The organism is Nocardioides albidus, assembly GCF_006335005.1.
GTDB lineage: Bacteria > Actinomycetota > Actinomycetes > Propionibacteriales > Nocardioidaceae > Nocardioides > Nocardioides albidus.
This window is the reverse complement of sequence record NZ_VDMP01000023.1, coordinates 173,307-196,669: the sequence shown is the minus strand read 5'-3', so window position 1 is coordinate 196,669 and position 23,363 is coordinate 173,307. Positions and strand designations below refer to the sequence as shown.

At 72.7% G+C, this 23,363-nt stretch carries 23 protein-coding genes; 11 read left to right on the top strand and 12 right to left on the bottom strand.

The genetic code is table 11. The features are described from left to right. Window positions 1-18 precede the first annotated feature (18 nt). Window positions 19-1,692, top strand: coding sequence for a phospho-sugar mutase (locus FHP29_RS10645; protein WP_240044435.1), 1,674 nt, complete (start codon window positions 19-21; stop codon window positions 1,690-1,692). 19 nt (window positions 1,693-1,711) lie between these two features. Here FHP29_RS10645 and FHP29_RS10640 read toward each other — a convergent pair whose 3' ends face one another. Beyond that, the gene (locus FHP29_RS10640) at window positions 1,712-2,296 is read right to left on the bottom strand and encodes an FKBP-type peptidyl-prolyl cis-trans isomerase (RefSeq protein ID WP_139622841.1); all 585 of its coding nucleotides are present in this window, start codon (window positions 2,294-2,296) and stop codon (window positions 1,712-1,714) included. A 30-nt stretch (window positions 2,297-2,326) separates the two neighbouring features. After that, window positions 2,327-2,899 carry a hypothetical protein gene (locus FHP29_RS10635; RefSeq protein ID WP_139622840.1) on the bottom strand — a complete coding sequence of 191 codons (573 nt, stop codon included), beginning with the start codon at window positions 2,897-2,899 and terminating at the stop codon, window positions 2,327-2,329. Window positions 2,900-2,923: 24 nt separating this feature from the next. Between FHP29_RS10635 and deoC the strand changes: the two genes are divergently transcribed. The 3 genes from deoC to FHP29_RS10620 are packed head-to-tail and all read left to right on the top strand — an operon-like array spanning window position 2,924 to window position 6,225. After that, window positions 2,924-3,886 carry a deoxyribose-phosphate aldolase gene (gene deoC / locus FHP29_RS10630; RefSeq protein WP_139622839.1) on the top strand — a complete coding sequence of 321 codons (963 nt, stop codon included), beginning with the start codon at window positions 2,924-2,926 and terminating at the stop codon, window positions 3,884-3,886. A 3-nt stretch (window positions 3,887-3,889) separates the two neighbouring features. Further along, window positions 3,890-5,350: an aldehyde dehydrogenase family protein gene (locus tag FHP29_RS10625; protein ID WP_139622838.1), complete on the top strand. Its 1,461-nt coding sequence runs from the start codon at window positions 3,890-3,892 to the stop codon at window positions 5,348-5,350. Continuing rightward, on the top strand, window positions 5,350-6,225 hold the full coding sequence (locus FHP29_RS10620) for an aldehyde dehydrogenase family protein (RefSeq protein ID WP_139622837.1): 876 nt from the start codon (window positions 5,350-5,352) through the stop codon (window positions 6,223-6,225). The genes FHP29_RS10625 and FHP29_RS10620 overlap by 1 nt, the downstream gene beginning before the upstream one ends. Before the next feature lie 46 nt (window positions 6,226-6,271). Here FHP29_RS10620 and FHP29_RS10615 read toward each other — a convergent pair whose 3' ends face one another. After that, window positions 6,272-6,880 carry an MOSC domain-containing protein gene (locus FHP29_RS10615; protein WP_240044434.1) on the bottom strand — a complete coding sequence of 203 codons (609 nt, stop codon included), beginning with the start codon at window positions 6,878-6,880 and terminating at the stop codon, window positions 6,272-6,274. Between the two features lie 80 nt (window positions 6,881-6,960). Between FHP29_RS10615 and FHP29_RS10610 the strand changes: the two genes are divergently transcribed. Both FHP29_RS10610 and FHP29_RS10605 read left to right on the top strand, forming a co-directional pair. Then, on the top strand, window positions 6,961-7,596 hold the full coding sequence (locus FHP29_RS10610) for a uridine kinase family protein (RefSeq protein WP_139622836.1): 636 nt from the start codon (window positions 6,961-6,963) through the stop codon (window positions 7,594-7,596). Next, window positions 7,580-8,098 carry a hypothetical protein gene (locus tag FHP29_RS10605; protein WP_139622835.1) on the top strand — a complete coding sequence of 173 codons (519 nt, stop codon included), beginning with the start codon at window positions 7,580-7,582 and terminating at the stop codon, window positions 8,096-8,098. The genes FHP29_RS10610 and FHP29_RS10605 overlap by 17 nt, the downstream gene beginning before the upstream one ends. A gap of 18 nt (window positions 8,099-8,116) precedes the next feature. Here the strand turns inward: FHP29_RS10605 and FHP29_RS10600 are convergent, their stop codons facing one another. After that, a complete protein-coding gene (locus tag FHP29_RS10600) occupies window positions 8,117-8,656 on the bottom strand; it encodes a hypothetical protein (protein ID WP_139622834.1) in 540 nt (179 codons plus the stop codon). 127 nt (window positions 8,657-8,783) lie between these two features. Here FHP29_RS10600 and FHP29_RS10595 point away from each other — a divergent pair, with 127 nt between their 5' ends. The 3 genes from FHP29_RS10595 to FHP29_RS10585 are packed head-to-tail and all read left to right on the top strand — an operon-like array spanning window position 8,784 to window position 10,451. Further along, window positions 8,784-9,296, top strand: coding sequence for a hypothetical protein (locus tag FHP29_RS10595; protein WP_139622833.1), 513 nt, complete (start codon window positions 8,784-8,786; stop codon window positions 9,294-9,296). After that, window positions 9,293-9,631, top strand: coding sequence for a hypothetical protein (locus FHP29_RS10590; protein WP_139622832.1), 339 nt, complete (start codon window positions 9,293-9,295; stop codon window positions 9,629-9,631). The genes FHP29_RS10595 and FHP29_RS10590 overlap by 4 nt, the downstream gene beginning before the upstream one ends. Further along, window positions 9,624-10,451 (top strand): hypothetical protein, encoded by an 828-nt coding sequence (locus FHP29_RS10585; RefSeq protein WP_139622831.1) that lies wholly within the window; start codon window positions 9,624-9,626, stop codon window positions 10,449-10,451. The genes FHP29_RS10590 and FHP29_RS10585 overlap by 8 nt, the downstream gene beginning before the upstream one ends. 3 nt (window positions 10,452-10,454) lie before the next feature. Here FHP29_RS10585 and FHP29_RS10580 read toward each other — a convergent pair whose 3' ends face one another. Continuing rightward, on the bottom strand, window positions 10,455-11,546 hold the full coding sequence (locus FHP29_RS10580; RefSeq protein WP_139622830.1) for an adenosine deaminase: 1,092 nt from the start codon (window positions 11,544-11,546) through the stop codon (window positions 10,455-10,457). Between the two features lie 96 nt (window positions 11,547-11,642). Between FHP29_RS10580 and FHP29_RS10575 the strand changes: the two genes are divergently transcribed. Beyond that, on the top strand, window positions 11,643-12,800 hold the full coding sequence (locus tag FHP29_RS10575; RefSeq protein ID WP_139622829.1) for a CaiB/BaiF CoA transferase family protein: 1,158 nt from the start codon (window positions 11,643-11,645) through the stop codon (window positions 12,798-12,800). On the opposite strand, the gene FHP29_RS10570 is transcribed toward FHP29_RS10575, so the two are convergent. From FHP29_RS10570 to FHP29_RS10540, 7 genes are all read right to left on the bottom strand, one after another. After that, window positions 12,801-14,039 carry a sigma-54-dependent transcriptional regulator family protein gene (locus tag FHP29_RS10570; RefSeq protein ID WP_139622828.1) on the bottom strand — a complete coding sequence of 413 codons (1,239 nt, stop codon included), beginning with the start codon at window positions 14,037-14,039 and terminating at the stop codon, window positions 12,801-12,803. A 43-nt stretch (window positions 14,040-14,082) separates the two neighbouring features. Next, window positions 14,083-14,535, bottom strand: coding sequence for a carboxymuconolactone decarboxylase family protein (locus tag FHP29_RS10565; protein WP_139622827.1), 453 nt, complete (start codon window positions 14,533-14,535; stop codon window positions 14,083-14,085). 102 nt (window positions 14,536-14,637) lie between these two features. Then, window positions 14,638-15,756, bottom strand: coding sequence for an XdhC family protein (locus FHP29_RS10560; protein ID WP_139622826.1), 1,119 nt, complete (start codon window positions 15,754-15,756; stop codon window positions 14,638-14,640). Continuing rightward, a complete protein-coding gene (locus FHP29_RS10555; protein WP_139622825.1) occupies window positions 15,749-16,867 on the bottom strand; it encodes a vWA domain-containing protein in 1,119 nt (372 codons plus the stop codon). The genes FHP29_RS10560 and FHP29_RS10555 overlap by 8 nt, the downstream gene beginning before the upstream one ends. Next, a complete protein-coding gene (locus FHP29_RS10550) occupies window positions 16,864-17,742 on the bottom strand; it encodes an AAA family ATPase (protein WP_139622824.1) in 879 nt (292 codons plus the stop codon). Before FHP29_RS10550 ends, FHP29_RS10555 begins: the two co-directional genes overlap by 4 nt. Window positions 17,743-17,796: 54 nt before the next feature. Beyond that, on the bottom strand, window positions 17,797-18,357 hold the full coding sequence (locus FHP29_RS10545) for a nucleotidyltransferase family protein (RefSeq protein WP_139622823.1): 561 nt from the start codon (window positions 18,355-18,357) through the stop codon (window positions 17,797-17,799). A 32-nt stretch (window positions 18,358-18,389) separates the two neighbouring features. Beyond that, complete coding sequence (locus FHP29_RS10540) at window positions 18,390-21,605, bottom strand: S8 family serine peptidase (RefSeq protein ID WP_139622822.1); 3,216 nt, start codon at window positions 21,603-21,605, stop codon at window positions 18,390-18,392. Window positions 21,606-21,833: 228 nt separating this feature from the next. Between FHP29_RS10540 and FHP29_RS10535 the strand changes: the two genes are divergently transcribed. Then, window positions 21,834-23,336, top strand: coding sequence for a hypothetical protein (locus tag FHP29_RS10535; protein WP_139622821.1), 1,503 nt, complete (start codon window positions 21,834-21,836; stop codon window positions 23,334-23,336). Window positions 23,337-23,363: the final 27 nt, after the last annotated feature.

Below are 23,363 nucleotides of genomic sequence, written 5' to 3'. Positions count from 1 at the left end.
CCCGGCTACGGTGGCCCGGTGACCACGCCTGACACCGACGTCCTGCTCGCCCGGGCCCAGTCGTGGCTCGCCGAGGATCCCGACGTCCACACCCGCGACGAGCTCGTGCGGGTGATGGCCGCGGTCGAGGCCGGCGACGGCGGTGCCCGCGCCGACCTCGCCGACCGCTTCCGCGGCACGCTGGAGTTCGGCACGGCGGGGCTGCGCGGCGCTCTCGGGGCCGGGCCCAACCGGATGAACCGGATCGTGGTGATCCGGGCCGCGGCCGGCCTGGCGGCGTACCTCCGCGACACGGGGACGACGTCCGGCAGCGCCGTCGTCATCGGGTACGACGCCCGGCACAACTCCGATGTCTTCGCCCGCGACACGGCCGAGGTGATGGCCGGCGCCGGGCTCAAGCCGCTCCTGCTCCCCCGTCCGCTGCCGACTCCGCTGCTGGCGTTCGCGATCCGCGAGCTGGGGTGCGCGGCCGGCGTGATGGTGACGGCGAGCCACAACCCGCCGGAGGACAACGGCTACAAGGTCTACCTGGGCGACGGCAGCCAGATCGTGCCGCCGGCCGACGGCGAGATCGCCGCGCGGATCGCGACCGTCGGCAACCTGGAGTCGGTGCGCCGGGTGCCGCTGGGGACGACGGGCGGCCGGGTCCTCGACGACGGGATCGTCGACGCCTACCTCGACACCGTCGCCGCGCTCGCCGGGGACGGCCCTCGGGACCTCACGATCGTCTACACCCCGCTGCACGGTGTGGGGGGCGGAGCCCTCCCCGCGGTGCTGGAGACCGCGGGATTCGAGGCGCCGCAGATCGTGGCCGAGCAGGAGGCGCCGGACCCGGACTTCCCGACGGTCGCCTTCCCCAATCCGGAGGAGCCCGGCGCGATCGACCGCGCGGTGGCGCTGGCCGAGCGGACCCGTGCCGACATCGTCATCGCCAACGACCCCGACGCCGACCGGTGCGCGGCCGCCGTCGCCGGGCCGGACGGCACCTGGCGGATGCTGCGCGGCGACGAGGTCGGCGCCCTGCTGGCCGATCACCTGCTCCGCAACGGCCGCGAGGGCGTCTACGCCGCCTCGATCGTGTCGTCCTCCCTGCTGGGCCGGATGGCCGAAGCCGCCGGCCAGAGGTACGCCGAGACGCTGACCGGCTTCAAGTGGATCTCCCGGGTCCCGGGGCTGGTGTTCGGTTACGAGGAGGCGCTCGGCTACTGCGTCGACCCGGACCACGTCTCCGACAAGGACGGCGTGTCCGCCGCCCTGCTGCTGTGCGAGATCGCCGCCGAGGCAAAGGCAGCCGGGCGCACCCTCCTCGACCTGCTCGACGACCTCGCCGTCGCCCACGGCCTGCACGCCACCGACCAGCTGTCGGTGCGGGTCACCGACCTCGGCGAGATCGCGGCGGCGATGGAGCGGCTGCGCGCCGAGCCGCCGACCTCGCTCGGCGGCTCGCCCGTCACGACCGCCGACGACCTCGCCACGGGCGCGGGCGGGCTGCCGCCGACCGACGGGCTGCGCTACCGCACGGAGGACGGCAGCCGGGTCGTCGTGCGCCCGAGCGGCACCGAGCCCAAGCTCAAGTGCTATCTCGAGGTGGTCGTTCCCGTCCTCGACGCCGACGTCCCCCTCGCCCGCGCCGAGGCCGCGACGCGGCTGACCGCGCTGCGCGCCGACATCGCCCTCGCCGCGCGGATCTGACCCCGGTCGTCGGCGATCGTCAGCTGACGGAGACCGCGTCGACGACGAAGACCAGCGTCTCGTTCGGCGCGACGCCGTTGCCGCCCTGGCCGTAGCCGAGCTCCGGCGGGACGACGAGCAGGCGGCGGGTGCCCTTCTGGACGCCGATCAGGCCCTGGTTCCAGCCGTCGATGACCGGTGCGTTGCCCAGGTCCTCGAGCGGGAACGTCTCGCCGCGCTCGAAGGAGCTGTCGAGCACCTGCTTGTCCGACCAGGTCACGAGGTGGTAGTTCGTCTCGACCGTGTCGCCGTTCTCGGCCGCCGGCCCGGAGCCCGTCACGAGGTCCTTGGTGAGCAGGGTGGTCGGCGCGGCGCAGTCCTCGGGGATCGTGATGGTCGGCGTGGCGCCGAAGTCGCCCTCGACCGCGATGTCCTCGGCGGTGCACTCGTCGCCCGCGGGAGCGGCCTCCGCGGAGGGGCTGGCCGACGAATCGGCCGACGAACTGGCCGACGGGCTGGCGGACGCTCCGTCGGCGGCCTTCTCGTCGTCGTCACCGCACGCACTGGTGGCGAGGACGGACAGCGACAGGAGGGCGGCGGCGGCGAGCCGGACACGGGTCTGCATGGGGTGCAGCCTACGAACGGGGCGCAACGGTCAGCCGACGAGGGCCGTGACCACCGTCGCCGCGGCGAGGACGCCGAGCAGGGCGATCTCCGGCCACGCCCAGGCGTGCCGCACCCCGGGGACCGCATCTCCCGTCGTACGACGCTCGCGGGCGGCCGCGATCCGGCGCTCGATCTTGTCCTCGATCAGCCAGGCGGTGGACCGCTTCTCCAGCGGCGTGTCGTGGGCCGCCCGGCTGTCGCTGCGGATGGTGCGCCTGGTGCGCCCGAACCCGCTGCCGACGTACCTCTCCTCGCCCGACCTCAGGATCGTCACCTGGGCGATCTCGACCGAGGTGATCACGGCGAACGGCACCCAGCGGGTGTGCAGCGGGTTGCGCAGCTCGATCTCGTCGCCGTGCAGGCGCACCGCCGGCCGGATCATCACCATCCAGGTCAGCACGCCGAGCAGGAGGCAGAACGGGTAGGCCCACGGGGCGAACCCGGCCTCGGGGTCGGCGATGCCGTAGATCATCACGGCGGCCAGGAGCACCAGTCCGACGATCCCCATCACGAGCCCACCGGAGCTGTAGCGCTCGACCTTGCCGACACCTTCGTTCTGCACGGTCCCCGACTCTATGCTGAGGCAATGCCGACCACCGCCCTCGCGGCGTACTCCGAAGTGACGGCGAGCGAGGCGTCGCTGCGCCGTTTCCTGCACGGTCTGCCGGGCGTGGACCAGGTCGGCGCCGAGGCCCGTGCTGCCGGTCTCGGCACCCGCTCGATCAAGACGACCGCCAAGGCGTGGGCCCTGGACCTGGCGATCCGGATGGTCGACCTGACCACGCTGGAGGGCCAGGACACTCCGGGCAAGGTGCGGGCGTTGGCGAGCAAGGCGCTGCGCCCCGACCCGGCGGACCCGAGCTGCCCGTCGGTCGCCGCCGTGTGCGTCTACGGCGACCTGGTCGGCGAGGTGAAGGCGATCGTCGGCTCCGAGGTCAACGTCGCCGCCGTCGCGACGGCGTTCCCCAGCGGGCGCGCGTCGATGCCGGTCAAGCTGGCCGACACGCGTGACGCGGTCGCCAACGGGGCCGACGAGATCGACATGGTGATCGACCGGGGCGCCTTCCTGGCCGGCCACTACCTGCAGGTCTTCGAGGAGATCGTGGCGACCCGCGAGGCGTGCGTGCGGCCCGACGGCTCGCACGCCCACCTGAAGGTGATCTTCGAGACCGGCGAGCTGCAGACCTACGACAACGTCCGCCGCGCGTCGTGGCTGGCGATGCTCGCCGGGGCCGACTTCATCAAGACCTCCACCGGCAAGGTCCAGCCGGCGGCGACGCTGCCGGTCACCCTGGTCATGCTCGAGGCCGTCCGCGACTTCCGCGAGGCCACCGGCGTGCAGATCGGCGTGAAGCCGGCGGGCGGCATCCGCACCGCCAAGGACGCCATCAAGTACCTCGTGATGGTCAACGAGGTCGCCGGAGACGACTGGCTGGACCCGGACTGGTTCCGCTTCGGCGCCTCGACGCTGCTCAACGACCTGCTCATGCAGCGCACGAAGATGACCACCGGCCGCTACAGCGGTCCCGACTACTTCACCCTGGACTGAGACATGGCTTCGACAAGCTCAACCACCGGCGGCTTCGAGTACGCACCCGCCCCCGAGTCCCGGAGCATCGTCGACATCAAGCCGTCGTACGGCCTGTTCGTCGACGGCGACTTCGTCGACGGGCAGGGCTCCTCGTTCAAGACGATCAACCCCGCCACCGAGGAGACCCTCGCCGAGGTCGCCGAGGCGTCCGAGGCGGACGTCGACCTCGCGGTCCGCGCGGCCCGCCGTGCGTTCCGGGGCTGGTCGCGGATGTCGGGCCGGGAGCGCGCGAAGTACCTCTTCCGCATCGCCCGGATCATCCAGGAGCGCGGACGCGAGCTCGCCGTGCTGGAGTCGATCGACAACGGCAAGCCGATCAAGGAGAGCCGCGACGTCGACGTGCCGATCGTCGCCGCCCACTTCTTCTACTACGCCGGCTGGGCCGACAAGCTCGAGTACGCCGGCCTCGGCGCGAACCCCCGGCCGTTGGGCGTCGCCGGCCAGGTCATCCCGTGGAACTTCCCCCTGCTGATGCTGGCGTGGAAGGTCGCCCCGGCCCTGGCGTGCGGCAACACCGTCGTCCTCAAGCCGGCCGAGACCACGCCTCTGACGGCACTGCTGTTCGCGGAGATCTGCCAGCAGGCCGACCTCCCGCCGGGCGTCGTCAACATCGTCACCGGTGCGGGCGCGACCGGTCAGGCGATCGTGGCGCACCCCGATGTCGACAAGGTCGCCTTCACCGGCTCGACCGAGGTCGGCAAGGCGATCGCCCGCACGGTCGCCGGCTCCGACAAGAGGGTCACCCTCGAGCTCGGCGGCAAGGCCGCCAACATCGTCTTCGACGACGCCCCCATCGACCAGGCGGTCGAGGGCATCGTCAGCGGCATCTTCTTCAACCAGGGGCACGTGTGCTGCGCCGGCTCGCGCCTGCTGGTGCAGGAGTCCGTGGCCGACGAGGTGCTCGCCCGGCTGAAGCGGCGGATGGGCACCCTGCGCGTGGGCGACCCGCTCGACAAGAACACCGACATCGGCGCGATCAACTCGTCGGAGCAGCTGGCCCGGATCCGCGAGCTCTCCGACGTCGGCGAGGCCGAGGGCGCCGAGCGCTGGGCGCCTGCGTGCGACCTGCCGTCGTCCGGGTTCTGGTTCCCGCCGACGGTCTTCACCGGCGTCACCCAGGCCCACCGGATCGCGCGCGAGGAGGTCTTCGGACCGGTCCTGTCCGTGCTGACCTTCCGCACCCCGGCCGAGGCCGTGGAGAAGGCCAACAACACGCCGTACGGCCTCTCCGCCGGCGTGTGGACCGAGAAGGGCTCCCGGATCCTGCACATGGCCTCGCAGCTGCGCGCCGGGGTGGTGTGGGCCAACACGTTCAACAAGTTCGACCCGGCCAGCCCGTTCGGCGGGTTCAAGGAGTCCGGCTACGGCCGCGAGGGCGGACGCCAGGGCCTCGCCGCATACCTCCAGGGAGGCGACCTCTGATGGCTGCGTCACGGATCGACGTCCGCAAGACCTACAAGCTCTACATCGGCGGCGCGTTCCCGCGCTCGGAGTCCGGTCACTCCTACGAGGTGACCGACAGCAAGGGGAGGTTCGTGGCCAACGCCGCTCTCGCGTCGCGCAAGGACGTGCGCGACGCGGTCGTCGCCGCACGCAAGGCCTTCGGGCCCTGGTCCGCACGCACGGCCTACAACCGCGGCCAGATCCTCTATCGGATCGCCGAGGTCATGGAGGACCGCCGCCCCCAGTTCGAGGAGGCCGTGCGCCAGTCCGAGGGCGCCTCCGCCGCGGCCGCGCGCGCCCAGGTGGACGCCGCCGTCGACCGCCTCGTCTGGTACGCCGGCTGGGCCGACAAGCTCGCCCAGGTCATCGGCAACGCCAACCCGGTGGCCGGCCCGTTCTTCAACCACACCGCTCCCGAGCCCACCGGCGTCGTCGGCGTCCTCGCGCCGCAGTCCTCGTCGCTGCTCGGCCTGGTTTCCGTCGTCGCGCCGGTGATCGTGACCGGCAACGTCGCGGTGGTCGTGTCGTCGTACGCCCGCCCGCTGCCCGCCGTGACCTTCGCCGAGGTGCTCGCCACCTCCGACGTCCCCGGCGGCGTGGTCAACATCCTCACCGGCGACGCAGCGGTGCTGGGTCCGTGGCTCGCCTCGCACATGGACGTCAACGCGATCGACCTGTGCGGCGTCGCGGGCTCACCCGACCTGGCGACCTCGCTCGAGGTGGCCGCGGCCGACAACCTCACGCGGGTACGCCGCGCGCCGGACGCCGAGCCGGACTGGTCGGCCGAGCCGGGCCTGGCGCCGATGACCGCGTTCGTCGAGCAGAAGACGGTCTGGCACCCGATCGGCATCTGACCCGCGGACAGGCGGGCGAGACGTCGCGACGTCTGCTCTCGACCACTCAGACGGGAGCGAGCGGGCGGCGCTGGCCGGAGGGCGGCAGCTCGACTCCGATCGGCATCCCGGGTCGGACGACGCCGCCTCGCTCGACGACGGCCATGATGCCCGCCCTGCGGACGATCGCCCGACCGTCGACGTTGTCGGCGCCGCCCGTGGGTCCCAGCGTGACGTCGGAGGCGGAGGCGACGCCGTCGGCGCGGGCGACGACGACCTTGAGCAGGCCCGCGGAGAGCTCGTCGATCTGACGGCACGGGTTGCGCAGCCCGGTGACCCGCAGGCGCGTGTCGCCGATGTGCAGGAGGGTGTCGACGGGGAGGCCGAGGACGTCCAGGCCGGCGGTGAGGATGTTCTCCCCCAGCGATCCGGGACCGACGTCGTGTCCGGCCGCGCGCGCCTCCTCGAGCAGTTCGGCGTGGAGGAGGTGGACCTGCCGCAGGTTGACCACGTTGGGGTTGCGCCGCTTGCGGGAGCGGTGCTGGACGAGGGTGCCCGCGTGGGCGTCGCCGGCCACACCCATGCCCTCGATGAGGAGGAGCTCGTCCCGCACGGTCTTGCTGAAGGCATGCATCTCCTCGCGTGCGACCGACGCCACCCGCGCGCTCTGCTCCACGCGGTCCAGCCTGCCACGGCCGGTTCCGAGCCGAGCCGTGGACTCGCCCGCCCGGGGGCGGTACGGCAGACTCGACCCCCATGACCACTCGTGCCCGTGTGATCGTGCTCGCCGGCCCGTCCGGGTCCGGCAAGTCCCGGCTCGCGGAGCGGCTCGCGAAGGCGTGCGGCTGGCCGACCCTGCGGCTCGACGACTTCTACCGCGACGGCGACGAGCCGGGGCTGCCGCTCATCACCGACGGCGCCAACGCGGGGCTCGTCGACTGGGACCACCCGGGCACCTGGAACCACGAGGACGCGTTCGCCGCGTTGAGCGAGCTGTGCGCGAACGGCGCGACCGAGGTGCCGGTCTACTCGATCTCGCAGAGCCGGCGGACCGGCGGTCAGCGGCTCGACCTGCACGGCGCGCCCCGGTTCTGCGCGGAGGGGATCTTCGCGACGGAGATCGTCGAGGAGTGCCGCCGGGCCGGGATCCTGGCGGAGGCGTACTGCGTCACCCAGCACCCCGCCGTCACCTTCTGGCGCCGGCTGACCCGCGACCTGCGCGAGCACCGCAAGCCGCCGCTCGTCCTCCTGCGACGCGGACTGGCGCTTGCCCACGCCCAGCGCCAGATCGTGCGCCGGGCGAGCGAGGTGGGCTGTCGGGTCGCCACGGGCGACCGGGCGTTCGCCGAGCTCGCCGGCCAGCAGGAGGACGACCATGCGGTGGCCCGCTGACCTCCCACCGAGCCGCCTGCGTCAACCCGACGCCCGCAGCTGCGGAGCCGCCAGCGTTCTCGGCGCGCGGGCCCTGCTGACCGAGTGGCGGCCGGAGGACCCGGAGCGCGACATCACCGACGAGCACCGGCTCCTCACCTCATCGCGCAGCCCGCGCGACCGCCTCCAGATGCCGTGGCCGCGCGCGCTGGGCACGCCTCCGTGGGCGGTCGCCAACGCGTTGCGCTCGCTCACGGGCGAGCACATCGCGACGGTGCTCGTCCGGCCCCGCCCGGCGATCGGGTACGACGTCCTGCGCGAGCAGGTGCGCGGCCGGCCCGTCGGCGTCTACGTCGGCAACCGGTGGCTGCCCCGCCACGTCGCCCTCGCCGTCGGAGCGGTCGAGGGCGGGGTCGAGGTCTTCGATCCCGCGACGGGGCGCCTGGTGGTCGTGCGCGAGCAGCAGTGGACCGGGCACCGCGTCGGGATCGCCGGCTGGTCCCACTTCTGGTTCGTGGTCTGAGGGCGGCCGGCGCTCGGATCAGGACGCGGTGGCGGCCGTCGCGAGCGCCCTGAGCCCGGCCTCGATCCGCTCGACCGGGGTGTCCGCCCGCGGCGCGACCCGGATCTCGAGGACGTCGTCGTCACCGGTCCGGAGCACCAGGACGCTGTCGGGACCTCGATCGGCCACCAGCGCACAGGACGCGGCGGCCTCCGGGGCGATCCCGGCGGCCCGGTCGACCATCGCGCCGACCTCGTCGCAGCGCTGCTCCCAGGCGGTCCGGGCTGCGGCGGCACGGTCGTCGGGACCCGTGTAGGCCAGGGCCCGTCGCTGGACGCTCACCTGTCCCTCGGTGGCCTCGCGGGTGCAGGTCAGCTCGTCGGGCGTCGCGCTGCCGGTCGGCACCCATCCGAGGTCGGCGAAGACCGCGTCGGGCACCAGTGCCGCGCAGGTCTCCCGGGTCATCGCCCCGGTGGAGCTGGCGTCGTCGGGCCCGTCGTCCACCGTCGCGGCCGGGTCGGAGCACGCCGACAGGACTCCCACGAGGACGAGCGGCCCGAGAGCAACGAGTGGTCGCATAACCCCATCCTGTCCGGCCCCGGCAAGCCGAAACCGGGGTGACCGAATCCGGCGACCGAGGATTGACCGCCGCGCAACCGGGGAATCGAGGACTCCGACACCGACCGCCACCCTCGAGAGTGAGCACATGAGTCTCGACCCTCCGCTTCCTGTCAACACGGCGCCGCCGCTGCAGGTCGACCTCGACGCCGACCTCCGCGTGGTCAGCGCGAGCTTCGCCCACCTGCCCGACGAGCTCCGCGAGCCGACCGCCCTGGACGCCGAGCTGCAGCGGGCCTACCTCGCCGCCGTGGCCGAAGGCCGACCGACGGCCTCCCGGAGCATCGGCCCGGACGGCCGGGCCCACGCAGCCCGGGTCACCGCACCGCCCCGCCGCCCGATGCGCGAGCTGGTCGCCGAGGCGTTGCGCGACCTCGAGGAGCACGGTGCCCCGCCCCGCGACGATCACCGGGTCGTGCCGATCGGGGGCGAGCAGGGCGAGTCCGACAACCAGTGCCTGAGCGTCGTCCTCGACGCGTCGGGCGCCGGTGGCCGGCTCGACGCCGACGCCGGCTGGTTGCGCCAGGCGTCGGCGAGCAACGTCGCCGCCGCGATCCAGCAGGCCTTCGCGGCCGCCTACCAGAGGAGAGACCACCGATGAGTTTCGCAGTCCAGTCGCAGAACCTCCGTCGCCAGGCCGCCGTGTGGAGCGACCGGAAGGACGACGTCGCCACCGTGCGCGCCGCCATCAGCCCCGGCTTCGGCCAGGGCTGGAAGTTCGGCTTCATGGCCGGCAGCGCCGGCGTCCGCGAGATGTACGACGAGTGGACCAGCGACATGGCGAACTGCTTGACCGACGCGGGCTACAGCTTCGCCTACCTCGACGCGGCGCTGGTCTCCTGCGCCAACGAGTACGACGACTCCGACGCCACGGCGGCGACGAGCGCGCAGAAGCTGGACAAGATGATCGAGGAGTCGGGGTACCACCATGACTGACGGACCGCAGACCTTCGACGAGCTCGTCGACAAGGTCGAAGAGAAGACCGAGCAGATGATCGACGACCTCGTCGACAAGGCCAACTGGGCCGCGGGCAAGCTCGAGGACGCCGCGAACAGCGTGCTCGCCAAGCTCGGCAGGCTGATCCCGGGCGAGAGCGAGGCCGAGAAGGCGATCGACAAGTGGAACGACGAGATCCAGCCGGAGATCCAGAAGGGGATCAACGAGCTGCGGGGCAAGGTGGCCCGAGCCGTCGGCGAGCTCGCCGGTGACCCACTCTCGCTGATCGACTACTCCAAGGCGTACATCGCCGCGAAGGCCACGCTCTACCAGTCGACCACGCTCAACCAGGACATCGTCAGCCTCGGCAACACGTGGGAGGGCCCGGCCTATAACGCCTACTCCACCGTCGCGACCGAGCAGAGCGACGCGCTGCTGGCGCTGTCGAACAACCTCCAGCTCGGCGGTGACCTCACCCGTGACGGCGCGGACCGGATCCTCCAGCTGTGGCTGGACCTGATCACCAACTACATCGACTACGCGACCTCGGCGATCTCCCTGGTCGGCAGCTTCGCCGACGTCGGCAAGGCGCTCGGCGCGTGGATCCCCGCGATCGCCGACGCGTTCGCGCTGATCATCCAGAAGATCGGCGACGTCGCCGTCCTGCTGCTGACCTTCTGGAAGAACCAGGTGACCCAGGCCTCGGAGAGCTGGGAGATCCTCACCGCCGGGTTCGACGGCCTGCCGAACAACCACTGGCCCAAGATCAGCGAGGGCAGCAGCGACGACATCAACAACCCGGCCGGCTGGCCGTCCTGAGCGTCAGTCCCGGCGCTCGGCGTACCACGGCTTGATGGTCTCGGTGATCAGCCGGTAGCGCTCGTCGTAGGGGATGAAGGCGGACTTCATCGCGTTGACGGTCAGCCACTCCATCTCCGACCAGCCGTAGCCGAACGTCTCGGCGAGCAGGCCGAACTCCCGGCTCAGGGTGGTGCGGCTCATCAGCCGGTTGTCGGTGTTGACCGTGACCCGGAAGCGCAACGAGGCCAGCAGCCGGATCGGGTGCTCGGCGAGCGACGGCGCCGCACCGGTCTGCACGTTGGACGACGGGCACATCTCGAGCGGGATCCGCTTGTCGCGGACGTACGACGCCAGGCGACCCAGCTCGGCGACGCCGTCCTCGCTCACCTTGATGTCGTCGACGATCCGCACGCCGTGGCCGAGCCGGTCCGCGCCGCACCACTGCACCGCCTCCCAGATCGACGGGAGGCCGAAGCCCTCGCCGGCGTGGATGGTGAAGTGGGAGTTCTCCCGCTGGAGGTACTCGAACGCGTCGATGAAGCGGGTGGGCGGGTAGCCGGCCTCCGGCCCGGCGATGTCGAAGCCCACGACGCCACGGTCGCGCCAGGTGATCGCGAGCTCGGCGATCTCCATGGCGCGGGCGGCCTGGCGCATCGCGGTGAGCAGGTGCCGGACGATGATCCGTCCCCCCGACGCCGAGACCGCGGCCATGCCCTCCTCGAAGCCCTGCTGGACGGCGGCGACGACGTCCTCGAGGTCGAGACCGGCCTCGACGTGGAGCTCGGGGGCGTAGCGGATCTCGGCGTAGACGACCCCGTCGGCGGCGAGGTCCTCGACGCACTCGCGGGCGACGCGGGTCAGCGCCTCGCTCGTCTGCATGACCCCGACGGTGTGGGCGAACGTCTCCAGGTAGCGCTCGAGCGAGCCGGAGTCGGCCGCCTCGGCGAACCACCGGGCGAGCGCCTCGGCGCTGGTCTCGGGGAGAGCGTGTCCCACACCTGCCGCGAGCTCGATGATCGTGGCCGGGCGCAGTCCGCCGTCGAGGTGATCGTGGAGCAGCACCTTGGGGGCGGCACGCAGCAGATCCTCGGAAAGTGCGGGGGTGGGTTCCATGGACGCATTGTGCCAACCCGGTGGTCCAGGCGCAGGCGGTGCCGGTTGGCAGGTGCTGCTATGTCCGAGTCGGATCGATGTCGATAGCGTGGCGCCATGTCTGCGCCTCTCGATGATGTCCTGGTCCTTGATCTCACCCGCGCTCTCGCCGGCCCCCATGCGGCGATGATGCTCGGCGACCTCGGCGCCCGGGTGATCAAGGTCGAGAGTCCCGGCGGCGACGACACCCGGACGTGGGGCCCGCCGTTCATCGACCCCGCGGAGGGTGAGCGGGAGTCGACGTACTTCCTCTCGGCCAACCGCAACAAGGAGTCGATCACCCTCGACCTCAAGGACCCGGCCGACCAGGACGTCCTGGCCAAGCTCGTCGAGCGGGCGGACGTGCTGATGGAGAACTTCCGGGTCGGCGTGCTCGACCGGCTCGGGTTCCCCGTCTCGCGCCTGCACGAGATCAACCCGCGTCTGATCGTCCTGCAGATCACCGGCTTCGGGCACGACGGGCCCGAGGCGACGCGCTCCGGCTTCGACCAGATCGCCCAGGGCGAGGGCGGCCTGATGTCGCTGACCGGGCTGAGCGAGCCGACCAAGGTCGGCGTGCCGATCGCCGACCTGCTGGCCGGGATGAACGGCGCGTACGGCGTCGTCTCGGCCCTCTACGAGCGCGAGCGCACCGGCCGGGGTCGGGTCGTGCACACCTCGCTGCTGGCCGGGATGATCGGCGTGCACGCCTTCCAGGGCACCAAGTGGACCGTCGCCAAGGAGGTCCCCGGGCTCGCCGGCGGCCACCACCCGTCGATCTCGCCCTACGGCATGTTCGCCACCGCGACCGCGCCCGTGCAGATCGCGTGCGGCTCGGAGAAGCGGTGGCAGGCGCTGTGCGCCGAGCTCGGCATCGACCCGGGCCGCGAGGGCATGGCGACCAATCCCGAGCGCGTCCGCAACCGCGACGCCGTCATCGAGCTGATCGAGGGCCTGCTGTCCACGGTCTCCGCCGAGGACGTCCTCGAGCGGCTCGACAAGGCCGGCGTCCCCGCCGGGAAGGTCCGCACCCTCGACGACGTCTACGCCTGGGACCAGACCCTGTCCCAGGGCCTGCTGATCGACGTCGATCACCCCACCCTGGGCTCCATCCAGCTCCCCGGGCCGACCCTGCGCTTCGACGACAACGCCTACGCCGGCGGCCGCGAGCAGCACATCGCGCCGCCCACCCTCGGGCAGCACAACGACGAGATCCGCGCCTGGATCGAGAGCTGATCAGGCGTCGGCGACGGCCAGCCGCGCCTTGAGGAGCGGGATGGCGGGGTGGCGCATCCGGCCCTCGCGGCCGAGCTCGGCCAGGCATGCCTCGAGCACCGCGGTGTCGTACGGCGCCAGCTCGCTGTAGTGCAGCACCGCGTCGGGCTGCGGGTCGGCGAGCAGCGCCTCCCGGACCGCGACGGCGACGTACTCCCCCATCTCGACGAGCGCCGGGCTCTCCGTGCCCGGCAGCAGGTCGCCGCCGTAGGCCTCCACGGCGGCGGCCACCTCTCCGCGACGCAGCAGGGCGAGCACGTGGTCGACGTCGGTGGCGATCGGCATGAGCAGCCGGTAGGGCCGCGAGGCGAGCTGGCCGGCCAGGGCGGACCGCAGGTGGGACACCTCGGCCTTGAGCGTGGAGAAGGTGACCGCGTGGTCGCCGTAGAGCATGGCGTGGAGCTGGTCGAGCGAGAGCCCGTCGGGGTGCAGCGCGAGCAGGGAGAGGATCTCGGTCTGGCGGCGGTTGAGCAGCAGCCGCTGACCGTCGACGCGGGCCTCGGCGGTGCCGAGGATGCTCAGCACCAGGCCGGGCTCGGCGATCTCGTCCTCGACCGGCGACGCGGCGTAGTGATGGGTGCGCGGGAGCGCCTGCTCGACGAGCCGGGCCAGCACCCGCGCGGTCGCCAGGCCGATCGGGTGGGTGCGGTCCCAGGTGGTGGAGATGTCGAGGACCCCCAGCTTGGCGCCGCTGACCGGGTCGTGCAGGGGCGCGGCCCAGCAGACCCAGTTGTGCACGATCGGCGCGTAGTGCTCGGCACTGAACACCATCGAGGGCCGGTCCAGCCGGTTCGCGAGGTCGAGCGCGTTGGTGCCGACCGAGCGGTCGTCCCAGCGACCACCGGGCACGAAGTTGACGCTCTCGGCCTTGCGGCGCATCACCCGCCCGCCGTAGGTCCACAGCACCCGGGTGTCGGGGTCGGTGACGGCGAGCACGAGGTCGCCGTCCTCGGCGGTGCGGCGCAGCTCGTCCTCGACCCGCTCGACCGCGATCTGCAGCGGCGAGCCCTTCCAGAACGAGCTCGTCTCCGACTCGTCGGCGAGCGGAGCCTGGACGACGTCGCGCGCGACGCTGGCACCGGAGCGGGCCCAGCTGTCGAGGATCTCGGGCCGCACGGTCGTGGCCGCGCCGCCGCCCTCCTCGACCCAGGTGGTCCATGCGGCGAGCGCACGACGCCGCAGCTGGTCGAGCTCGTCCATGCCGGCACCCTACTCCGGTGGGTGACGCGGATCACTCCCTTCGTCAGGGGGCGACCGGGTAGTGGCTGGCGATCGCGATCCGGTTCCAGGTGTTGATGGCGATCACGACAGCGACGACCGCCGCGACCTGCTTCTCGTCCAGGACGGCGTCGATGTCGACGCCGGGCGCGGGGGTCGTGTGCAGCTCGCCGATCCGGGTGACCTGCTCGGCGAGGGTCAGCGCCGCCTGCTCCTGGGGCGTGAAGTACTGCGTCTCCCACCAGGCGGCGACCACGGCCAGGCGGTCGGCGCTCTCGCCCTTCTCGATGGCGTCCCGGGCGTGCATGCGCAGGCAGAACGCGCAGCCGTTGAGCTGTGAGGCGCGCATCTTGACCAGCTCGACGAGCAGCGGGTCGAGACCGGCGGCGGTGGCCGCCTCGTCAGCGGCCTTGTCGGCGGCGAGCTGCGCCTCGTAGAGGCCGGGCACGAGCTTGGTGAGGTTGACGTGCGGAAGCATGGGGTCCCTTCCTGGGGCTCTCGACGGACGGCCGGATGACCGGTCCTGACCTGTGGACGAGACGGGCTCCGGGAATGTGACATGCCCCCTCGGCCTCGAGGCTCAGGTGTGGATGCGCCCTGACCGGACGGCGAGCGGCTCACCCGATCCGCCCCACCGGCCGGCCACGATCTCGGCGGCGATGCTGATGGCGGTCTCCTCGGGGGTGCGGGCGCCCAGGTCGAGGCCGATGGGACTGTGCAGGCGGGCGAGCTCCTTCTCGCCCAGCCCGGCCTCGCGCAGACGCTCCATGCGGTCGTCGTGGGTGCGCCGCGAGCCCATCGCGCCGACGTACCCGACCTCGGGCAGCCGCAGCGCCACCTCCAACAGCGGCACGTCGAATTTCGGGTCGTGGGTGAGCACGGTGATCACGGTGCGGGCGTCGACCCGGCCGGCGTCCTGCTCGGCGGCGAGATAGCGGTGCGGCCACTCGACGACCACCTCGTCGGCACCGGGGAACCGGCTGGTCGTGGCGAACACCGGCCGCGCGTCGCACACCGTCACCCGATAGCCCAGGAACCCCCCGACCCGGGCGACCGCGGCCGCGAAGTCGATGGCGCCGAACACCAGCATCCGCGGCGCGGGCGCGAAGGCCCACACGAAGACCCGCATGCCCTCGCCCCGCCGCTCGCCGTCGGGGCCGTAGGTCAGGGTGCCGTTGTGGCCGGCGGCCAGCAGGCCGAGCGCGTCGTCGCGCACGGCGTCGTCGATCCGGGCACTGCCCAGACTCCCCGACGGCGGCACGTCGGGGCGGATGACCACCCGGCGCCCGACGTACGACGGGTCGGGGTGGTCGACGACGGTGGCGACCGCGACCGGGCGACCCGCCTCGACGTCCGCGGCGATCTCGGCGAGCTCGGGGAAGGTCTGCCGGTTCACCTTCTCGACGTAGACGTCGAGGATCCCGCCGCAGGTCAGGCCGACGGCGAAGGCGTCGTCGTCGGAGACGCCGTAGCGCTGGAGGGTCGGCGTCCCGGAGGCGGTGACCTGCTGGGCGAGGTCGTAGACCGCACCCTCCACGCATCCACCGGAGACCGACCCGACCGCCGAGGCGTCCGGGCCGACCAGCATGGAGGCGCCCGGCGGACGCGGCGCGGAGCGGAAGGTGGCGACGACCGTGCCCATGCCGACGGTCTCCCCGGCCTCCCACCAGGCCAGCAGCTGGGGCAGCACCTCACGCACGACGGACCTCCTCGAGCAGCTCTGCGAACGTCGCCAGCGAGTGGCCGGCCAGGAACGAGTCGACGTGCGGCAGCACGGCCACGATGCCCTGCTGCACGGGGGCGTAGCCGTCCTTGCCGCGATGCGGGTTGACCCAGATGACCTCGTGCGCGAGCCGGTGCAGGCGGTCGACCTGCGCGGCGAGGAGCGTGGTGTCGCCGCGCTCCCAGCCGTCGCTGAACACGACGACGACCGCGCCGCGGGCCATGCCCCGCCGGCCGTGCCGGTCGAGGAAGGCCTGGAGGGTCTCGCCGAGCCGGGTGCCGCCCGACCAGTCGGGGACGGCGTCGCCGGCGGCGGCGATGGCGCGGTCCGGGTCGCGTCGCCGCAGGGCGGCGGTCAGGCGGGTCAGCCGGGTGCCGAGGCTGAAGACCTCGACGTTCGGGCCCGCGGTCACGACCCGGTGCGCGAGTCGGAGCAACGCGTCGGCGTACCCGCTCATCGACCCGGACACGTCGACGAGGAGGACGACACGGCGTGGCCGGGTGGCCGGTCGGCGCCGGTGGACCTCGGCGGGCTCCCCCATCCGGCGCAGGCTGGCGCGCAGGGTGCGGGAGGCGTCGACGTCGCCTCGCCGGTGCGGGGTACGACGGGCGGTCGGCCGGGTGGGGAGGGTGACCTGGAGGGTGGAGAACATCGCCGCCAGCCGGGCGCGCTCGACCGGATCGAGGGTGGCGACGTCGCGGTGCCGGAGCACCTCTGCGGCGGTCGCGGCAGCGCGGACCGGGTCTTCGTCGTCGTCCGGACCGGCGGCACCGCCGTCCTCGTCGGGCAGCAGGGCGGCCGAGGCGTGCTGCTGGGCGGTGCGGGGACGCAGCGTCGGCGTGGTGTTGTCGCGGTGGAACCACTCGTCGAAGACGCGGTCGTGGCGCTCGAGGTCCTCCGGTGTCGCGCACAGCGTGGCGCGCCCGGCCGACCGGGTCGCCGCCCGGTCGCCGAGGCCGACGAGCGCCACGGCGTCGAGGTAGGCGCGGGTGCGGTCCTGGGTCACCGGCACCCCGGCCGCGCGCAGGGCGGTGGTGAAGCCGAGCAGGATCTCGTCGGGCTCGTGGGCCAGGGGCGTGGTCGTCATCTCGCCAGCATCCGGTCGAGCGCGGCGCGAACCCGCTCGGCGTCGTCGCGGTACTTCACCAGCGCGCCGAGGGTCCGCGCGGCGGTCTCGACGTCGAGGTCCGCGGTGCCGAGGTGCTGCAGGGCGCGGGCCCAGTCGAGGGTCTCGGCGACACCCGGCGGCTTGAGCAGGTCGGTGCCGGCGCGCAGTTGCTGGACGACCTCGACCACCTGGCGCGCCAGCACGGCGCCGACCTCGGGCGCCCGGGACCGCACGATCGCGACCTCCCGCTCCAGGCCCGGGTGGTCGATCCAGTGGTAGAGACAGCGGCGCTTGAGCGCGTCGTGCAGCTCGCGGGTGCGGTTCGAGGTGAGGACGACGGTGGGAGGGGTGGCGGCCTGGACGGTGCCGAGCTCGGGGATGGTCACCTGGAAGGTCGAGAGCACCTCGAGCAGGAACGCCTCGAACTCGTCGTCGGCCCGGTCGACCTCGTCGATCAGCAGGACCGCGGGGCTCTGCTGGAGCGCGGCCAGCACCGGGCGCGCGAGCAGGAAGCGCTCGTCGTACAGGCTCTTCTCGGCCTCGGCGACGTCCCCGCGGTTGGCGCCGGAGATCGCCTCCAGCGCCCGCAGGTGCAGGATCTGGCGCGGGAAGTCCCAGTCGTAGAGCGCCTGGGTGGCGTCGATCCCCTCGTAGCACTGCAGCCGGATGAGCGGCCGGTCCAGCGACTGCGCGATCGCCTCGGCCAGTGCCGTCTTGCCCGTCCCCGGCTCGCCCTCCAGCAGCAGCGGCCGCGACATCTCCAGCGACAGGAAGAGCACCGTCGCGAGCTCGTCGTCGCAGAGATATCCCGTCTCCTCCAGGCGGCGGGCGAGATCGGCGACACGGGGGTCCATGTCACCCAGGCTAGGCGGCCGTCGTTGGCGTGAGGTTGGCAAGACCTGCCGAACTCACCGGCTGTCCACGTCGGCCCCGGTGGCCAGATCGCCGCACTCGACGAGCCGGACGTCGTGGTCGGCGAGGTAGGCGCGGGCGCCCCGGTCCCCCGACGCGCTGTCGACGACACCGGCCCAGTGGTCGCGGCCCAGCAGCACGGGGTGGCCCGGCACGCCGTCGTACGACGCCCGCGCCAGTGCGGACCGCGCGGCGCCGCCCTGGTCGAGCACCCGCCCGACGACAGCGGCCGTGACGTCGGGGAGATCGACGAGGTGCACGAGCGCGGCGTCGGCGTCCTCGGCGGCGAGCGCCGCCAGCCCGGTCGCGAGGGACGCCCCCATCCCCGAGGACCAGTCCTCGGAGCGGACGGTGGTCACGCCGGACAGGCCGTCGAGCAGCGGCATCGCCTCGTCGGCTGCGGCGCCGAGCACCACCAGGACCCGGGCGCAGCCGCCGTCGCGGAGCACCTGCACCGAGCGGGTCAGCCAGGGTGTGCCGTCGTCGTCGCGGACCAGCGCCTTGGGCATGCCCATCCGGCGACCGGCGCCGGCGGCGAGGAGGAGTCCGTCGACCACGTCCCGAGACTAGTGGTCATGCCGTCCGGCGCTCAGGGCACGACCGACTCGACCACCACGTCTCCCTGCCCCACCAGCGTGTTCGTGTCGGTGCGCACCTGGACGGCGCCGAGCAGCACGCGTCCGGCTGCGGGCACGCTGCCGGCCGTCACCGTGCCCGGCACGGTCCACGACGCCCCGGCCGGTCGCAGCGCGTTGGCGTCGGTGATGTCGACCGAGCCGAAGGCCGGGTTGCTGAAGACGTCGACGTAGTCGTAGTCGGTCGATCCTGCCGGGACCGCGAAGCCGTCGACGAGGACGACCCACGTCCCGGCCGCCGGGTTGGCGACGGTCACGGACTCCTCGGAGTCGCCGTCCGCGGACTGGCCGGTCAGCACGCAGGTGCCCGACGTGCAGTTGAAGACGAACAGGTCGAGGTCGGCCGCGGGATCGCTCGGGTTGCCGATCGTCGCGCGCAGACTGGTCGTCCCCGGGGTCACCTGGACCTGCCGCTGCACCTGCTGCAGGTCGGCGATCGTCAACCGGCCGCGGAACGCGCTGCCGAGGGTCGTGCCCACGGCGCGTCCGGTGAACGCACCGAACAGGTTCGTCAGGGTGTAGGACCGGGCGACAGGGACGCCGACGCTCGCGGAGGCGATCACGTCGGGGTTCGGGGACACCGAGGCGCCGAGGATGCTGGCCGTCAGGGTGTACGGCGTGAACTGGGCGTCGGAGGTCCGGCGCGCCTCCACGGTGATCTCCCAGACGCCGGCGGTCGGGTTCGACGTCGTGCGCGAGTTCGGGCCGCCACCGGGGCAGGAGCCACCCGGCACTGCCGGCGAGTAGCAGACCGTGCTCGTGTTGCTGTCGATCCCGACGCCGTACGGGTGGAACCGCAGGAACCTGGCCTGACCGGTGCCCGGGGTGCCGTCCGGTCCCGAGAAGTCGACCTTGAGCGCGGGGACCCCCGCCGGCACCCGGACGAAGTAGCTGCGGGCCTGGTTGCGCGCCACCTGGTCGGTGAACGTCTGCGTGAACCCGCCGGCCGCGTCGAGGTCGTAGGGAACCACGACCACGTTCATCGTCTGGTGGTCGGTGCCCGGGGTGGCGGGATCGTCGAGGTTGAGGACCGCCGAGTGGGCGCCGTACTCCGACGGGTCGATCGAGACCGTCAGGGTCCGGGGGCTGCCCTTCGGGAGGGAGATCGACGACGCGCTCGAGAAGGTGCCGTCGTTCCCGACCCAGCTCAGCTGGTAGGTGATGGCGCTCTTCGGGCCGCTGGTCCGCACGAACGTGTAGGTCCTCGTGTACGGCGTCCCCAGGGTCACGCCCTCGCGGTCGTGGATGCCGCGGCCGACGCCAGGGGTCGCGAGGAACTGGTCGAGCGCGGTGTCGACCGGGACCGACGAGCTGATGGCGACGGGCTGCGGGTTGGCTTGCAGGACGGACCAGGCGTCCGCCACCCGGACCAGTCCGTTCCCCTGCTCGTAGGCGCCGTACTCGCTGAGGTGGCGCGCCGAGGAGAGGATCGCCTGACGCAGCTGCTCCGGCTTGTGCGAGGCGCCGGTCGCCTTCGCCGCACTCACCAGGAGCGCCCCGGCGCCGGCCGCCTGCGGGGACGCCATCGAGGTGCCGTTGAACATGGAGTAGCCCGGCGGGAGGTCGTAGGTCCCCGCCACCGGTCCACCCGGCTGCCACGTCGGCGTCGTGGAGATCGCCGAGCCGGGAGCCACGATGTCGGGATCGAAGCCGCCGTCCTCTCGAGGACCGCGGGACGAGAACGGGTGCAGGTTGTCGGTGCCGTCGGCGGGCGCGGTCGAGCCGTAGTTGGCCTCCCACGTCGCGTCGGCGATGAAGGATCCGACGCTGACCACCTTGGTCGCGACGGCCGGGTCGCCGATGGTGTTCTCGCCGGGGCCGCTGTTGCCGGCGGAGATGAACATCTGGACGTTGTACTTCTGGATCAGCGAGTCGTAGAGGACGGCCCGCGCGTTGTTCGCGTCGTTGAGGGCGGGCAGGCCGCCGATGGACATGTTGATCACGTCGACGGCGCCGGTCTTGGCCGCATAGACCATGCCCTCGATCAGCGCGTGCGACGTGCAGCCGGAGATGAACAGGCAGACCCGGACGGCGACGATCTTGGCGCCGGGCGCGCCCCCGCTCATGGCCCCGCCGAGCAGGCTGTTGCCGGCGGTGATGCCGGCGACGTGGGTGCCGTGGGCGCCGGACACGATGCCGATGTTGACGAACTTCGCCTTCGGGTCGGTCTGCACCACGAAGGGCATCCGCTCCGCGACCGGCGTCGCCGGGTTGTCAGTGCCGAAGTAGCCGACGTCGTAGGCGACCTTGTAATTCCTCATCGCGGTCTCGTCGGCGAACGACAGGTCCTGGTCACTGTCGACCCACACCTGGTCGGTCGCCACGTCCCAGAGGACACCGAACAGCCCGCTGCTGCCCGCGGGGTTGCCGTCCCGGTCGACGTCGGAGCCCACCTCGCCGCCGAGGCGCGAGTCCCGCTCGTCGAAGGTCGCGAAGCGGTACGCCGACGCCCCGGGGGCCGTGTACGTCGAACCGCCCTGGGTGAAGGTCGGGCCGGTGACGGCGGTCTTCATGTCGAGCCAGGTCGGGTCCTCGTCGCCCGTCGGCGCCGTCTGCGTCACCCAGTCGACGATCTTGCGCTCGCCGGTCGTGGTGGTCGCGAGGGCCGGGTGAGCGAGGTCGACCCCGGTGTCGAGGATGCCCACCGTGACGCCGCGCCCGTCCCAGGTCGGGTGGGCCTGCACGAACTGGGCCGAGCCGATGTCCCCGGTCGGCAGATAGGGATTGACCGACGGGGTGGAGGCGTCCGGCGGTGTCTGCGGATCGGGCGCGGTCTGCCCCTGCGGCCTCGGGTCGTCGAGCGCGATGACCTCGTCGACGTCGACGGCCCGGACGCCGGAGAGCGCCGCCACCCTCTCGGCGCGGTCCAGCCCGATCGACACCCGCAGATAGCTGATGTCGTCCTCCCGGTAGAGCACCTTGCCGCCGAGCCTGCGCACCGACGCGTCCACGTCACTGCTGGATCCGGGCACGGCCGCGACGATCAGCTGCACCGTGCTCTTCCCGCTGGCCCGCGCCTCGGCGATCAGCTCACGGTCGTGCTTGCCCAGACCGCGGTCGTCGCCGTGCCGAGGCTGTGGCGCGGCTGTCGCGGGCGGCGGGAGCAGGAGCGCGGCCACGATGATCGTCGCGACGATGCTCGCGACGGAACGACGGCTGGATGTGGGCATGAGACGCCTCCAGTGACAACCCTGAGGGATGCAGCGCGGGCGGAACGGACCCGGCACCATCGCTCAGACTCGCACCGTGGTCGGCGAAAGGGAATAGCCCGCTGATGCCATTGCCGGTCGCGTCGGCTGCTCGTGGCCCGGGGTTCGCGGCCGGGTTCACAGCCGGGGTTCGCGGCCCGGGGTTCGCGGCCCGGGGTTTGTGTCGGGGGTGGGTGATCGGATGGGGTCATGGACCTGGACCTCGCGGAGCTGTCGGCGGCGCAGCTGCTGGCGCGCGCCGAGGCCAACGTGTCCGAGCGGCGTCAGGCGGAGGTCGACCAGCTGCTGCTGACGCTGGCGTGGTGTGACCGCAACGGCGACGACCCGCGGTCCGGGCCGGGCGCCGTACCGGTGGCGCGGGGTGGGGATCGCCTGGTCCGCCTCGGCGGCGACGGCACGCCCGAGGTCGCCGAGCTGTCCATCGCCGAGCTCGCCGTCGCCTTCCAGGCCGGTGACATCAGCACGCACCACCTCGCCGCGGCGGCGCTGGACCTGCGCCACCGCCTGCCGTCGCTGTGGAGCCTGGTGCTCGAGCTGAGGATGCCGGTGTGGCTGGCGCGCAAGGTCGCCGTGATGTCCCGGGAGTTGGACCGCGATGCGGTGGTGCTGGTCGACGTCGCCGTCGCCGCGGCGGTGAACGAGTCCCCCGGCCGGATCCTGCGGATCGCCGAGGCCAAGGTGATCGAGGCGGACCTCGCGGCCCACCGGGCCCGGGTCGCCGAGGACGCGAGGAAGACCGGCTGCTGGCTCTCCAAGCCGCGTCCCGGCGAGATCATCGACCCCGTCGCCGGCGGCGAGGCCGCCACCCGCCGGTTCGCCGCAAAGCTGCCCGCTGGAGCCGCGACCGAGCTGGATGCCGTCATCGACGACCTCGCCGACGCCCTCGCGGCGCACCAGGACCGGTCCGAGGACGAGGAGCCCGCGACCCGGGCCCAGCTCCGGGCCGAGGCGCTGGCCCTGCTGGCCGACCCGCACGCCGCGGCACGATTCTTGGACGGCCTCCACGAACCCTCCCCCGCGCCGGCGCCGGCTCCGACCGACGACACCCCGGCGTCTGAGCCGCCGGCGAAGCCCACCCGCCGGCGCAAGGCCATCGTCCACGTGCACCTGTCCGCCCTCGCGCTGGCCGGCCTGCTCCCCGGCGTGGCCCGGGTCGAGGGGCTCGGCCCGTTCCTGCTCGAGCAGCTCGCCGAGCTCCTCGGCCGCGACGACATCACCCTCCAGCCCGTGCTGGACCTCGCCGGCCTCACCAGCGTGAACTCCTACGAGCACCCCACCGTCGTCCGACAACGAGCCCTCCAGCGCACGTGCGGCGACGTCTTCCCCCACTCCACCAGCGCCCCCGGCGTCGGCGGCCGGCTCGACCTGGACCATCCGACCCCCTACGTCCCGACCGCCCGCGGCGGCCCACCCGGCCAGACCGGCGACCACAACGCCGCTCCCCTGACCCGAAGACATCACCGCATCAAGACCCACGGCCACCTCCCCGACGGAGGCGGCGGCTACCACGTGCGCCAGCTCGGCCTGACCGCCTACCGCTGGATCACCCCGCACGGCCTGGCCCGGGTCGTCACCCCACACGGCACCACCCGAGTCGAGTTGCTCCGCACCAGCGACGGCACCGTCCTCGGCGAGTGCTACCCCGACCCGCCCGTCGTGTTGGTCGACGGGGATCTGGCCGAGTTGCACTGAGTCGCGGCCCCGCGTTCGGTACCTGCG